Origin of the sequence: Cellulomonas sp. Y8, from assembly GCF_008033115.1 — a bacterium.
Lineage (GTDB): Bacteria > Actinomycetota > Actinomycetes > Actinomycetales > Cellulomonadaceae > Cellulomonas.
Map to the genome: position 1 here is coordinate 1,870,391 of NZ_CP041203.1, position 13,572 is coordinate 1,883,962.

8 protein-coding genes are annotated in these 13,572 nt (G+C 77.3%); 1 reads left to right on the top strand and 7 read right to left on the bottom strand.

Annotated features, from left to right (window positions below; all coding sequences use genetic code 11):
* Positions 1-35: 35 nt before the first annotated feature.
* The 7 genes from FKM96_RS08495 to FKM96_RS21455 all read right to left on the bottom strand — a co-directional run bounded on the left by FKM96_RS08495 (position 36) and on the right by FKM96_RS21455 (position 12,962).
* On the bottom strand, positions 36-710 hold the full coding sequence (locus FKM96_RS08495) for an SIS domain-containing protein (protein WP_305764244.1): 675 nt from the start codon (positions 708-710) through the stop codon (positions 36-38).
* The gene (locus FKM96_RS08500) at positions 703-1,821 is read right to left on the bottom strand and encodes an ROK family protein (protein ID WP_147794868.1); all 1,119 of its coding nucleotides are present in this window, start codon (positions 1,819-1,821) and stop codon (positions 703-705) included. Before FKM96_RS08500 ends, FKM96_RS08495 begins: the two co-directional genes overlap by 8 nt.
* A gap of 365 nt (positions 1,822-2,186) precedes the next feature.
* Positions 2,187-3,239 carry a LacI family DNA-binding transcriptional regulator gene (locus tag FKM96_RS08505; protein ID WP_147794869.1) on the bottom strand — a complete coding sequence of 351 codons (1,053 nt, stop codon included), beginning with the start codon at positions 3,237-3,239 and terminating at the stop codon, positions 2,187-2,189.
* 32 nt (positions 3,240-3,271) lie between these two features.
* Entirely contained in the window at positions 3,272-5,137 is a 1,866-nt protein-coding gene (locus tag FKM96_RS08510) for an MBL fold metallo-hydrolase (protein ID WP_147794870.1), read from the bottom strand.
* A 113-nt stretch (positions 5,138-5,250) separates the two neighbouring features.
* On the bottom strand, positions 5,251-6,831 hold the full coding sequence (locus FKM96_RS08515; protein WP_147794871.1) for an FAD-dependent oxidoreductase: 1,581 nt from the start codon (positions 6,829-6,831) through the stop codon (positions 5,251-5,253).
* Positions 6,828-8,747 (bottom strand): hypothetical protein, encoded by a 1,920-nt coding sequence (locus FKM96_RS08520; protein WP_147794872.1) that lies wholly within the window; start codon positions 8,745-8,747, stop codon positions 6,828-6,830. The genes FKM96_RS08515 and FKM96_RS08520 overlap by 4 nt, the downstream gene beginning before the upstream one ends.
* A 42-nt stretch (positions 8,748-8,789) precedes the next feature.
* A complete protein-coding gene (locus tag FKM96_RS21455) occupies positions 8,790-12,962 on the bottom strand; it encodes a GH1 family beta-glucosidase (RefSeq protein ID WP_246855267.1) in 4,173 nt (1,390 codons plus the stop codon).
* Between the two features lie 134 nt (positions 12,963-13,096).
* On the opposite strand from FKM96_RS21455, the gene FKM96_RS08530 reads away from it, so the two are divergent.
* Positions 13,097-13,567 (top strand): DUF6234 family protein, encoded by a 471-nt coding sequence (locus FKM96_RS08530; RefSeq protein WP_147794873.1) that lies wholly within the window; start codon positions 13,097-13,099, stop codon positions 13,565-13,567.
* Positions 13,568-13,572: the final 5 nt, after the last annotated feature.

Below are 13,572 nucleotides of genomic sequence, written 5' to 3' on the forward strand. Positions count from 1 at the left end.
CGGAGCGGCCGTCGATCGGTCGGTCTGCCGGCCGCTCAGGCCGCGGGCGGCTCGTCGGCGGCCCAGGCGTCCACCATCTCGCTGATCACGTGCAGCACCAAGGTGTGCATCTCCTGGATCCGCGGCGTCGCCGAGGACGGCACCAGCAGCAGGTGGTCGGCGTGCTCCCGGGCGGGCCCGCCGTCCCCGCCGGCGAGCAGCAGCGTGGTCGCACCGTTCGCGCGGGCGGACTCGAGCGCGCGGACGACGTTCGGGGACCGGCCGCTCGTGGTGAACGCGACGACCAGGTCGCCCGGGTGTGCGAGGGCCTCGACCTGGCGGGCGAACACGTCCTCGTAGGCGTAGTCGTTCGCGATGCAGGTCATCGACGTGGGGTCCGTGCTGAGCGTGACGGCGGGCAGCGGGCGCCGGTCCCGCTTGTAGTGGCCGACGAGCTCGCCGGTCAGGTGCTGCGCGTCCGCGGCGCTGCCGCCGTTGCCGAACGTGTAGAGGGTGCCGCCGCGGGCGAACGTGTCCCGGACCAGCTCCCCGGCGGCCCGGATGCGGTCGGCGAGCCCGACCATCGCGCCGGCCACGTCGGCGTGGGCGGCGAGGTGGGCGTGCAGCCAGTCGGCGGGGGCGTCGGGCGCGTCGGCCGCGGCCGGGCGAGCAGCGGCGGCCGGGGCGGCCGGAACGGCCGTCGTCAGGATCGGGGCGGTGGGATCAGACACGAGCGGCCTCCGTCGGCGCGTGGTCGTGCGGCGGGCGGGTGGGTGCGGCGCCGGCGGCGTCGGCGGGCGCAGCGGCACCGGCGGGCGCGGCGACGACCCCCGCGCCACCCGCGGCCAGCACGTCGAACGCGATCGCCCCGGCCCCGACGACGCAGACGACGTCCCCGAGCGCGGCGAGCCGCACCGTCGCGGCGCGCGCCGCCGGCGGCATGGCCTCCCGGGCGACGATCGCCCGCACCGGGTCGAGCAGCATCGCGCCGGACCTGGTCACCCCGCCGCCGAGCACGACGAGCTCCGGCTCCAGCACGTTGACCAGGTCGGACACCGCGCTGCCGAGCAGGTCGACGGTCTCGTCCCAGACCCGCGCGGCGAGCGGGTCCCCGGCGGCAGCGGCGGCGCTGACGTCCGCGGCGGTGACGGCGGCCAGGGCGGCGAGCGACGAGGGCGTCTCCCCCGGGACCGGGTCGGCGAGGGCGTCGGCGGCCCGCGCCGCGATCGACGACCCCGACGCGTACGCCTCGATGCAGCCGCGCCGCCCGCACGAGCAGGCGCGGCCGCCGCGGCGGACGGTGATATGGCCGAGCTCGCCGCCGTTGCCGGCCGCGCCGCGGTGCAGCCGCCCGTCGAGCACGACGCCGCCGCCCACACCGGTCGACACGGTCAGGTACACGAGGCTGCCGAGCCCGCGCCCGGCGCCGTACCGGTGCTCGGCGACGGCCGCGGCGGTGGCGTCGTTCTCCAGCGCGAACGGGACGCCGAACGCGGCGGTCGCGAGCAGGCCGATCGGGACGTCGTCCCAGCCGGGCAGGTGCGGCGGCGACTGGAGCACGCCGGTCGGCGCGTCGAGCGGGCCGCCGCACGCGATGCCCACGGCGCCGACGGGTCCGAGCCCGGCCTCCGCGACGGCCTCGTGCCCCATCGCGAACAGCCGCGCGATCACGGCGTCCGGCCCCTCCTCGCGGCGGGTCGGGCGGACGCGCAGCCCGTGCACGGCCCCGTCCGGGGTGACCACGCCGACGGCGAGCTTGGTCCCGCCGATGTCGAGCGCGAGGACCGGCGCGCCGCCGGCCGTGCCTCCGCCCGCGGGCGCGGGCGAGCCGTCCGTCGTCATCCGTCCTCCAGACCCCCGGCGGGCGCGCGGCCGGGTGCGGCGGCGCGTGGCGACCCCGGAGCCCACCGGCGTCGGTGCCGTGGGATCGCCCTGGGATCGATTCCAGATCGAGCATAGGAGCGGGCGGAAGAGAGCGTCAAGCCAGGCGCGGGAAAACGACGCCGCGACGTGGGATCGAGTCCAGGTCAGCCGCCGTCCGCACCGGGCCCGACGCACGACCGGGCGCGCCGCGAGAGTGGAACGCCGTGACGGACACGCCGACGGCGTGTCGGGCGCGACGTCCCACCGAGCGGGCACGGCGGCAGCACCCGGGCGCGCGAGTGCGGCAGCCCCGCGTCAGGCGGGGGTCGTCGACCGACCCCGCGTCAGGCCGCGGGCGGGGGCGCGGTCGAGCCGCGCTGCGCCACGGCGGCCGAGAGCATCACGGTCCGCTTGGGCGACTCGGGGCTCTGGATCCGCTCGACCAGCTGCCCGACCGCGGCCTCGCCGAGCGCGACCGCGTCCTGCGCGACCGCGGTGACGCCGGGCGTCACCATCGTCATCCACGGGGCGTCGTCGAACGACACCAGGCTGAGGTCGTCGGGCACCCGCAGGCCGAGCGCCTGCGCGGCGCGCCACACGCCCTCCGCGAGCACGTTGTTGGCCGCGAACACGGCGGTCGGCCGGTCCGGCCCGCCGAGCAGGTCCCGCGCCACGCCGGTCGCGGCGCCGACGTCCCAGCCGCCGCGCACCACGAGGGCGTCGTCCAGAGAGAGCCCGGCGGCGAGGAACGCGGACCGGTAGCCGACCAGGCGGTCCCGGCCGGTCGTCCAGTCCATCTCGTCGATGAGCAGCGCGACCCGGCGGTGGCCCTGCTGCAGCAGGCCGGTGGTGACCCGCTCGGCGGCCGCCTTGTTGTCGACCACCACGGCGTCGCAGGCGCCCTCGGCGAACTGCCGGTCGACCTCGATCACGGGGATCCGGTGCCGGCCCAGGTACTCGGCGACCTCGGCGGACAGCGGGGTGAGGATGACGCCGGCGACGCGCAGCGCGACGAAGGTCTCGGCGGCCTCGAGCTCGGCCTCGACCGATCCCGCGTCGTCGGCCAGCATCATCGCGTAGCCGCGCTTGCGGGACTGGGCGCTGACCCCGCTCGCGAGGTCGGCGTAGAACGAGTTCCGCAGGTCGGAGACGAGCACGCCGATGGACCGGCTGACCTGCTGGCGGAGGTTGCGCGCCATCGCGTCCGGCACGTAGCCGAGCGTCTGGGCGGCGCGCCGGACCCGCTCGCGCACGGCGGGCGCCACGTAGCCGCGGCCGGTGAGCGCGCGCGAGGCGGTGGAGCGGGAGACGTCGGCGGCCTCGGCCACGTCCTTGATCGTGGCGCGGCGTCCCGGGGCGGTCGCCGCACCGCGCGTGCCCGGCGCGGCAGCCTCCATGCAGTGCTCCTCGATCCCCCGGCCCGTGGGCCTCAGTCCGCCACGACGTCCACGAGCGCCTCGGCGTGCTGGCCGAGGCGCAGGTCCCCGATGCTGACGTCGACGGCCAGCCGCCGGCGGACCGCCGCGGGACCCGTGGGCACCACGTCCAGGTCGATCTCCGCGTGCCCGCCGGGCGGGAGCGCGACGACGGCCTCGTCGGGGTGCGCGCGCCAGCCTAGCGGCAGCACCGCGCGCACGGTCGCCTTCCGCTCCTCGCGCGCGGGGTTGCGGACCGTCACGGTGAACCGCGCGGGCCGGTCGGCGGGCACCCGGGAGACGTAGGGGGCGATCCGCGCCATGTGCGTGTCGCTGCCCAGGTCGAGCTCGTCGAGCGGCAGCAGGTCGTGGTGGATCTGCACCAGCTCCTCGGCCTCGTCCTCCAGCATCGCGAGGTAGGAGTCGTCGACCCACCGGGGCTCCCAGTGCCCCGACACCATGACCCCCGGCGCGACCCGGCGGTAGAGCGCGGCGCTGTCCCGGTAGTCGGTGATCCGGAACAGGTTCCGGTACTGGTAGTTGAGGATCTCCCGCCGGTTCCCGGGGATGCCGAGCCCGTCCTGCTGGTCGCCGGTGACGAGCACCCGCACGCCGTCGACCTCCACCTCGAAGGCGGCGGCGTACAGCGTGTGGCCGGGCAGCTCGTGCACCGTGATCTCGTACTCGTGCCACCGGAAGGTCCCCCCGATCGGGAGGACGCGGTCGACCGGGATCGGGTCGTACCACTGGCAGGGCAGGTCGAAGCGCATCGGGTCGGTGAGGATCGGCGCGACGTTCGACGGCGCCCACACCTCGGTGCCCTCGACCTCGCGCAGCAGGTTCATCCCCGCCACGTGGTCGTCGTGGTAGTGCGTGGGCAGCACCGCCTCGACCGTGGTGACGCCGTGGTCGCGGCGGAGCGCGGGCAGCGAGGCGAGCCACGGGCGGCGGGACGCCCGGTCGCCGCCGGAGGGCAGGCCCGTGGTCATGTCGTACCCGTAGTCCATCAGCAGCGCCGCGCCGTCCCGCGAGACGAGGACGTACGAGCACGCGTTGCTCGACAGGTTCAGCAGGAAGTGCTCGGTGATCCGCTGGAACGGCTCCGCCAGGCGCAGCCGCAGGTCCCACGGCTGCGGACGCCGCGAGTCGACGTAGCCCCGCATCCGGGTCGCCAGCAGGCCGAGCGCGTGCTGCGGGTCGCCCATCGGGCGACCGTGGGACGGGAGCAGCAGGTCGAGGTGCTCGTCCATCAGCAGGTAGCAGGACAGGACCGTCATCGCCGGCCCCTCGTTCTCGGTGTACGACCACTGGGTGGCCGCGAGCGACCAGACCTTGCCGGGGGCGTAGACGAGGTCGCCGGTGAACCCGAGCCGCCGGCCGTCGCGCTCGACGACGTAGGACACCGACCCGGTGGTGTGGCCCGGCGTCGGGACGACCTGGACCGCGACCCCGCCGTAGACCCGCGTGCGGTACTCGGGCACCACGTCCGCGACCGGGACGGGGTCGAGCAGGGAGAACCGGTCCTCGCGCAGGTTGTAGTCGTTGACCACGCGCCGGGTGCGCCACATCTCGTCGACCCGGTCGAACAGGTCGCGCTCGACGGGCGGGACGTGGATGGCGATGCCGGCGGCGACGGCACGGGGCAGGCCCTGGCCCTGGTCGCGGTGGTGGTGGGTCATCAGCACGTCGGTGATCCGGTCGACGCCCATCTCCGCCAGGAGGTCCAGCACGACGCCGGAACCGAAGTCGATCGCGACCGCGGTGCGGGCGCCGTCGGGCGCGGGCTCGGCGGCGCGGACGACGTAGACGTGGCAGGTGTCGGCGACCCGGAACACGCCTGGCGCGACCTCGACGACCTCGGCGGCGACGGTGGCGGGCATGACGCCTATGGTATCGATTCCAGAGTGCGCGCCACAAGCGATGCGACGGAAGAGAAGCGCTGCTCAGCAGCGGTTTCGGCCACTATGCCCGGATCGTCCCGCGCCGCCCCGCGTCACAGCGCCAGGACCTGGCCCGCCGCCCGCAGCTCGTCCTGCAGCGCGGCCACGTCGACCGCCTGCACCGCCCGCCCCGACGCCGCCGCCCGCGCCGCCGCGAGCCCCGCGACGTGCCCGAGCATCTGGTACTGCGGCTCCATCCGGATCGACGAGAACGCCACGTGCGAGGCGGACACGCACACCGGCACGACGAGGTTCGTGCAGTCCGCCCACCGCGGCACCAGCGCCCGGTACGGGATCGGGTACGGCGGCACCGGCACGGAGTAGTACCCCTCGGTGACGACCATCCCGACCGGGCGCGGGTGCTCGTGCACCCAGCGCCAGGTGCGCTGCACCTCCCGGACGTCCAGGTGGTACGAGCCCATCGCCACGACGTCGTGCCACCTGGCCGGCCCGCGCAGGTCGTGCTCGGTCAGCACCACCTCGCCGACCATCCGGCGCGCCTCCCGGACGTAGAGCTGGTGCGGCAGGTGGCCCGTGTCGGCGAACTCGTCGGCGGGCAGCCCCCAGCGGGCCAGCTCGCGGCGCACCGGCGCGGGCACCTCCGGGTCGTGGCTGAGGAACCACAGGAGGTCCTGGGCGTGGTGCAGGTGGTGCCGGCGGATCTCCTCGCGGCGGTCCGGGTCGGCGGTCGGGTACTCCCACGCGGTGCCGTCGAGGACGCTGAGCGAGAACGGCCCGAGCGAGTTCCCGTCGGCCTTGCCGCCGGGGAGGTTCGGCTCGAGCCCGAGCAGCGACCCCGCCTCCGGGACGTGGCCGGCGCGGGCCCAGTGCCGGAACAGCCGGCGGCCGAGCTCCCAGTGCGCGTCGTCGTACCCGGGGCGGCGCTCGACGGGGACCCGGTCCGCCGCGGTGGTCAGGCACAGCCGGTAGCCGTAGGACATCACCCCGCCGTCGCCGGACCCGACCGGCGCGAGCGGCACGTCCCGGACCTGCGGCAGCACGGGGCCGGGCGTCTGCCCTGACGGGTCGTCGACGAACGGCGACACCCACCCGGGGAACGCGTGCCGCCCGGGGACGGGCTCGCGGCGGCCGGCGAAGGCCTCGCCGTGCAGCGACCGGTCCTCCCGGCCGACCCGCGACGGCACGCCCGCGAGCGCCAGCAGGTCGCCCTCGTAGGTCGCGTCGACGAACGATCCTCCGGCCCAGGTCCGGCCGTCCGCGGTGCGCACCGACCGGATCGCCCGGTCCGCCACGTCCGCCGACCGCACCGCCGCGCCGTGCTCGACCCGGATGCGCGGGTGGTCGAGCCAGCGCCGCAGGACCGCCTCCGCGACGTGCGCCTCCGGGCCGGCGTACGCGCCGACGGGCACGCCGTAGTGCGCCGCGACCTCCGCCCGGAACCGGGCGGCCATGCCGCCCAGCACCCGGACGTCGCCGACGTCGGTGTAGCCGAGGCCGCCCGAGGTCATGCCGCCGACGTGGTCGCCGGGCTCGAGCAGCAGCACGGAGGCGCCGGCCTCGGCCGCGGCGGCCGCGGCGCACACGCCCGCCGAGGTGGCGCCGACCACGACGACGTCGGCCTCGGCGACCGGGCCGGGATCGCGGGCGGCGCCGGCTCCCGGGTCCGCCCTCACGCCCGAGCCCCCGCCGCGGACCCCGCGCGCAGCCCCGCCCGGTACGCCGCCCACGACCGCGCCACCAGCGCGAGGTCCTCGGCGGTCAGCGCCTCCTGCGACCGGTCGACGCGCTCGGCGTAGTACAGCGCCGGCACCCCGCCCTCGGCCTGCGCCGCGACGTAGTCCCGCCACTGCGCCAGGTCGAGCATCGGCCACTGGTCGGTGTCGACGAGGTGCCCGGGGAGCGCGGCGCGGGCGATCGACCGGCGCACCCGCATCTGGTCGGCCAGCGGCACGACGGCACCCGCGGTGTCCCGCTCCAGCACGTCGTTGAGCCGGACCATGTCGCAGACGTCCGCGAACGCGGGGTGCGGGGTGTGCGTGACGACCAGCGCGTCGGGCTTGGCGGCCTTCGCCGCGCGGTACAGGTCGCCGAGCAGGGCGTGCAGCGCGGCGACGCCCCACGGCGCGTCGGCCGCGGCGGTCGCCGGGTGCCGGCGCACCGAGTGCCCCGCCGGCGCCCGCTGCGTGAAATCGACCTTGAACCCGTCCGCGTCGACCCCGTCGGGCCCGAGCAGGTGCGCCACGGCGCGCCGGACCCGCTCCCGGTAGGCCGGGCTGGCCGGGTCGACCGCGACGGGCCGGCCGGCGGCGTCCACCAGGCACTCCTCGACGGGGAGCCCCTCCGGGTCCCAGGCCTTCCACCACAGCAGCACCCGCTGCCCGGCCGCGTGCCGTGCGGCCACCCAGGCGCGGAGGTCGGGCCACCGGTCGGGGTCGACCTCCGCCGTCCCGTAGTCCCGCTGCCACTTGTCGTCCACCACGACCGTCCCCGGGACCACGTCGTGCGCCGCGAGGTGGGCGAGCAGCTCGTCGTACACGTCCTGCCGGGCCAGGTCCGGCGCGATCGGCAGGCCCGGGGGCACGACCGCCGGGCCGAGGTCCTGGACGAAGAACGGGTGGGCTGCGGGCTCGCCGGGCAACGGGGCGCGGGCGCACTGGGCGCCCCAGCCGCAGAAGATCGGCTCCGCCCACCAGTCCGCGGCCGGCGCGACCGGCCCCTCCGGCGCACCCGCCGCCACCAGGTCCGCGCGGTGGTCCGCGAGCGCCGCCCACGGGTCGGCGGCCGGGCGCAGCACCAGGGCCGGGCTGCACCAGGTGCCGTCGACGGCGGTGTGCGCGTCGTGGTCGAGCTCGAGCAGGAAGCCGCCGTCGAGGGGCTGGTACCGGAGCTCGGTCAGGCGCAGCGCGGCGACCGGGGCGACCAGGCCGAGGGCGAGCCAGCCGGGGGCGGCGCCGTCCGCCGCACCGGGCGTCGCCGGCACGTCGAGCGCCGACGCCGCGGGCTCCCGGCCCAGCACGAGGCACAGCGGCGGCGGGGAGAACACGGCGTGCAGCCTCCCCGGCGAGGCGTCGCCCAGCACGCCCAGCGTCGCCGCCGAGGCCGCCGGGCGGACGAGGTCGACCGGCTCGGTGGGTGTCGGGACGAACACCGACCGGTACTCGACCGAGGACCGGAACGTCCCGCCCGCGCCGGTGCGCAGCACGGCCCGCCCGCCGAGCAGCCGGACGTCGGTGAGCACGCCCGCCCCCGCGACCTCGACGGTCAGCTCGAGCCGGTCGGGCAGGCAGCGCAGCGTCGTCCGCCGGCGGCCCCAGGCGGTGCTGCCGCAGTCGAGCCGCACCTCGGCGACGGGGGTGTCGACGTCGTCGCCCCCGACCGGCGCACCCTCGGCGTCGTGCACCGTCGGGGCGCCGACGTCGTACGACTCGTCCACCGCGCCGACGACGTCCACCGACGCGAGCAGGCTCAGGTGCGACCAGATCCGGCCGTCCGGGTCGGCGAGCACCGCGCGCGGCGGGTCCGCGCGGACCTCGAGCAGGTAGGCGTCGGCGTGGATCGTGCGGGTGCCGGGGGCGGCGGTGATGCGCATGGGTCCTCGTTGTCGATGGTCGGGGGTGCGGTCGGCGCGGGGTCAGCCGAACGGGGCGATCACGGGCGGGGCGTCGGGCAGCGAGCCGGTGCGGGCGATCTCCGCGTACACCCGCCCGGAGTCCTTCACCGTCCGCCGCCCGGTCGGGTAGTCGAGGTGCACGAGCCCGAACCGGGGCCGGTACCCGAGGGACCACTCGAAGTTGTCCAGCAGGGACCAGTGCAAGTACCCGACGACGGGCGCGCCGGCCGCCATCGCCTCGTGCACGGCCCGCAGGTGGCCCAGCAGCAGGTCGGTGCGGCGGACGTCGTGCACCCGGCCGTCGTGGGTGGGCCCGTCGCCGAACACGCCGCCGTTCTCGGTGATCATCAGCGGCGAGCCCGGGTGGTCGCGGTGCAGCCGGAGCAGCAGGTCGCGCAGCGCGTCGGGCACGATCTCCCAGCCCTCGTCGGTGCGCCGCACGTCGCCCGACGGCCCGACGACCTGCCACGGGAACGGCCGGTCCGGGCCGGTCGGCGCGGCGGCCACGACGCGGCGGGTGTAGTAGTTCACGCCGATCCAGTCCTGCCGGCCGCCGATCCGGTCCTCGTCGCCGGGGCGGATCACGTCGTCCAGCGACCGCCCGAGCGCGCGCTCCCAGTGCGCCCGCGCGTCGTCGGGGTAGCCGCGGCCCGCGAGCGGGTCGAGCGACCACCGGTTCACGTAGCCGTCCGAGCCCCAGGCCGCCGCCGCGTCCTCGGCGGAGCCCGTCGCCGGGTCGCACGGGAACAGGCTCAGCGCGCAGCCGGTGCGGGCGCCGGGCGCGTGGGCCTTGATCGCGTCCGCCGCGGCGCCGTGGCCGAGCAGCACGTGGTGCGAGGCGGCGACCGCGGCGCCGAGGTCGGCGACCCCCGGCGCGTGCAGGCCGAGCTGGTAGCCGAGCAGGGCGACGATCCACGGCTCGTTCTGCGTGACCCACCACGTCACCCGGTCGCCCAGCCGCCCGGCGACCGCGTCGGCGTACTCGGCGAACGCGTCGACGGACGACCGGCCCGCCCAGCCGCCGTCCGCCATGAGCGCCTGCGGCATGTCCCAGTGGTTGAGCGTGAGCACCGGCTCGACGCCCCGCTCGAGCAGGGCGTCGACGACCCGCTCGTAGTGGTCGAGCCCGCGGGTCTCGACGCGCCCGCGGCCCTCCGGCACGACCCGGGACCAGGCCACCGAGAACCGGTACGCGCGGAGCCCCAGCTCGGCGACCAGGTCGACGTCCTCGCGCCAGCGCCGGTACGAGTCGCAGGCGCGCGAGCCGTCGCCGCCGCCCTCGACCGCGCCGGGCCGGGCGGCGAACTCCTCCCAGACCGAGCGGCCGCGGCCGTCGGCGTCGAGGCTGCCCTCCACCTGGTACGCCGAGGTGGCGGCGCCCCAGAGGAAGCCGGGCGGGAAGGTGACGGTCACGGGCGGGCCTCCTGGGGGACGCGGTGGGCGGGGACGAGCGGGGCGAGGTCGGCGGCCGGGAGGTTCCAGGCCTCGAGGACCAGCCGGCGGCCCCGGGTGGGGGCGGTCCAGCGGGCGCGGAGGGTGCGGGAGGCACCGGGGAGCAGCGGCCGCGGGTCGCCGTCGAGGACCGCCCGGCCGGGCGCACCGGCGGGCCGGGCGTCGAGCAGCGCGAGGCCGACGACCGCCGGCCCGGCGCGGTGCGCGACCTCGACGCGCGCCGCGTCCGGGCCGTCCGGGCGCACGGCGACGTCGACGGTCGCCGGTGCGAGGTCGAGCAGCGGCGCCAGGTCGGCGGCCGACGTGGCGACGACCACCTCGTGGTCCAGCCGCTCCCCGTCCGCGGCGGTCCACACCACCTCCCCAGAGCAGCACGGCCGCCCGCGGCAGCGCGGCCGCGGGGTGCCGGAGGTCGCCGACCGGGCGCGGCTCCCGCACCGCGTCCGGCACCGCCCACCGGCGCTCGGCCAGCACGTCGCCGTCGGCGGTCCGCAGCCGGGCGACCACGCGCGAGCCGGCGCGGACACCCGCGTCGGACCACAGCCAGACCTCGGCCGCGGCGTGCGCCCGGCCGCCCCACGCGGTCGTCGGGGTGCGCAGCGTCGCGCGGTCGGGGGCGAAGGCGCGGGCGACCGCGTGGAACGCCGGCTTCGCGTCGCCGAGGTGGTCGACGACCGCGGTGCACCACGTGTTCGGGTACGACTCGGCGAGCTGCCAGGGCAGCACCAGCGAGCACCGCGGCCACCGGCGCCGGTCCGCCTCGACCGCGTACGCCAGGCCGGTCGCCTGCAGGTGCTGGCTCGCGCGCCGGTAGCCGTCGACGTCGGCGAGCCGACCGCCGAAGCACCGCTGCACCAGCGGCGCGTTGTCCCACCACTCGCCGAGGTGCCGGTGCACGGGGTTCGACCGGTCGAGCGGCCACACCCGGTCGGCGGGCACCAGGTGGTCGAGCAGCCGGCGGTTGGCCATGCCCTCGACGCCGAACTCGCTGTGCGCGAGGCAGGTGCCCGCGTCCGCCAGGGCGTGCTGGCCCGTCAGGCCCTGGTGCTCCCACGGGCCGTGCACGTCGTGCTGGTCGTCCGGGGCGGCGGCGATGACGTCCGCCCGGTGGTGGAACGCCGGCCCGGTGGGGGACGTCGGGAGCCACGCGCGGCCGGGGTCGAGGCGGGCGACCTCGTCGCGCAGCGCCGCCAGCACCGGCGACCGGTCCTCGTCGAGCGGGACGCCGTCGAGGTCGAGCTCGTTGCCGCCGCCCCAGACCAGCAGGCTCGGGTGGTGCGTGCGCGGCGGCACCACGACCGCGGCCTCGCGCCGCATGAGGTCGACGAACTCCGCGTCCTCGGCCGGCGCGCTCTGCATGCCCGACGACGACTGGGACAGCTCCTGCCAGACCAGCAGCCCGGCGCGGTCGCAGGCGTCGAAGAAGGTGTCGGTCTCGACCAGCCCGCCGCCCCACACCCGCAGCAGCGCCGCGCCCGACGCCGCGGCCAGCCCGACCAGGTGCTCGACGCGGTCGCGGGTGGTCGTGCCGTACTGGGCGTCGGCGGGTGCCCAGTTCCAGCCGACGAGCGGGAGCCGGACGCCGTTGACCTCCGCGGTGTACCCGCGGGCGTCACCGGGAGCGCCCGCGTTCGGGACCAGGCGGGCGGAGCGGAAGCCGGTCGTGCCGCGCCACAGCTCGCGGCCGCCGTCGGCGACGGCCAGGCGGACGGTGTACGTCGTGGGGGTGCCGAGGCGGCGGGGCCACCACAGGTCGGGCGCGGGGACGCGGAGGGTGACGTCGAGCGGGCGGGCGGAGGTCGCGCCCGGGAGGCGCGGGCCGGGGGCGTCGAGCGCACCGGGGAGGTCGACGCGCCGAGCGGCCGCGACGGCGCCGGAGGCGTCGAGCACCGCCACGTCGACCGCGGCGTCCCCGCCGTCCCCCACCTCGACGATCCCGCGCACCCGTACGGTCCCGTCGACCGCGGCCCCGAGATCGGTGCTTCCGGCCGAGATCGGTGCTTCAGAGCACCGATCTCGAGCCGAACCACCGACCTCGGCGGCCGCGAGGTCCGCCCGGACGGTCACCTCCGCGAGGTGCACCCGGTCGATCACGACGCGGGCCGGGCGCCACAGGCCCTGGTGCGGCAGCCGCGGGCAGAAGTCCCAGCCCTCGGTCATCCGAGGCCGGTGCACCCGGACGCGCTCGGTGCGCCCGACCTGCGGCTCGTTCGGCGGCACCGGGTCGACGACGACGGCCAGCCGGTGCGTGCCCGGGGTCGCCGCAGCGGTCGGGACCTCCGCCCGGAACCGGTGGTACAGCCCCTCGACACGGCCGAGCGGCTCCCCGTCCCAGAGCACCGTGCCCGACGGGTCGACGCCGTCGAGCTCCAGCACGGCCCGCTCCCCCGGCCCGCGCGCCGGCAGGTCGACGGTGCGGCGGTAGACCCAGTGCCGGGCGCCGGTCCACTCGGCGGCGCGGCTGTTCCGGTCCCGGTACGGGTCGGGCAGCTCGCCGGCGCGCGCCAGGTCGGTGACCACCGAGCCGGGCACGGTCGCGGGCCACCAGCCGGGGGTCGTGGCGGCGGCCCGGGCGGCGTCGGCGGCGTTGTTCCCGGCCGCGACCGGCGCGTCGACGTACCACTGCCAGGTGTCGCCGAGCGCCTCGCGGACCAGCCAGCCAGGGCCGGCGAGGTCGAGGACGCGCCCGTCCCGGGAGCGCAAGGGGGCCGGGGCGTCGTCGCTGGTCGGCGGATGTGGCATCGATGCCATACGACGACGTAACCACACCGGCGCGAGGCGGGTCAACGCCGGCACCTCGTGGATCTCGTCGTGGGATCGCCCCCGCGAGCCGCCCCCGCGCTGCCACACTCGGCAGCACGACGGACGGGGGCGCGATGGCCGAGGCACGGCTGGACGACGACCGGGACCCCGCACGCCCCGCGCCGCCGGACGACCCCGGGGCCCGCGCCGCGCGCGACCGACGCCGCTCCGAGCTTGCCCGCGTGGTCGAGGTCGTCGCGCTGCTCGGCGGGGCGGCGCTGATCCCGGTGCTGTTCTGGCAGTACCTCGACGTGTACCTGGCGTTCTTCGGCGAGCAGAACGTCGCGAGCCCGGAGGACGGCACCCGGTACGTCGTCACCGCGGCCGCGTGCGTCGCGCTGCTGCTGGTCGGCACGGCCGCGGCGATCGTCGGCGAGCACACCAGGGCGGTCGTGGCGGGCACGGCGCTGCTGGTCGTCGGGCTGGTGGCGGCGTTCCTGCTCGCCGTGCCGTCGGACCGGTTCGCCGTCGACCCGCCGGACAACCGGCCCGGACCCGACTACGTCCCCTGCTACAGCGGCAGCGGCGACTGCCTCGGCGGCTAGCCAGC

What these genes read in the sequence shown, in the direction of transcription:
- FKM96_RS08500 (WP_147794868.1), bottom strand. Translation starts at nt 1,821, where the DNA reads ATGACGACGGACGGCTCGCCCGCGCCCGCGGGCGGAGGCACGGCCGGC.
- FKM96_RS08505 (WP_147794869.1), bottom strand. Translation starts at nt 3,239, where the DNA reads ATGGAGGCTGCCGCGCCGGGCACGCGCGGTGCGGCGACCGCCCCGGGA.
- FKM96_RS08510 (WP_147794870.1), bottom strand. Translation starts at nt 5,137, where the DNA reads ATGCCCGCCACCGTCGCCGCCGAGGTCGTCGAGGTCGCGCCAGGCGTG.
- FKM96_RS08520 (WP_147794872.1), bottom strand. Translation starts at nt 8,747, where the DNA reads ATGCGCATCACCGCCGCCCCCGGCACCCGCACGATCCACGCCGACGCC.
- FKM96_RS21455 (WP_246855267.1), bottom strand. Translation starts at nt 12,962, where the DNA reads ATGCCACATCCGCCGACCAGCGACGACGCCCCGGCCCCCTTGCGCTCC.
- FKM96_RS08530 (WP_147794873.1), top strand. Translation starts at nt 13,097, where the DNA reads ATGGCCGAGGCACGGCTGGACGACGACCGGGACCCCGCACGCCCCGCG.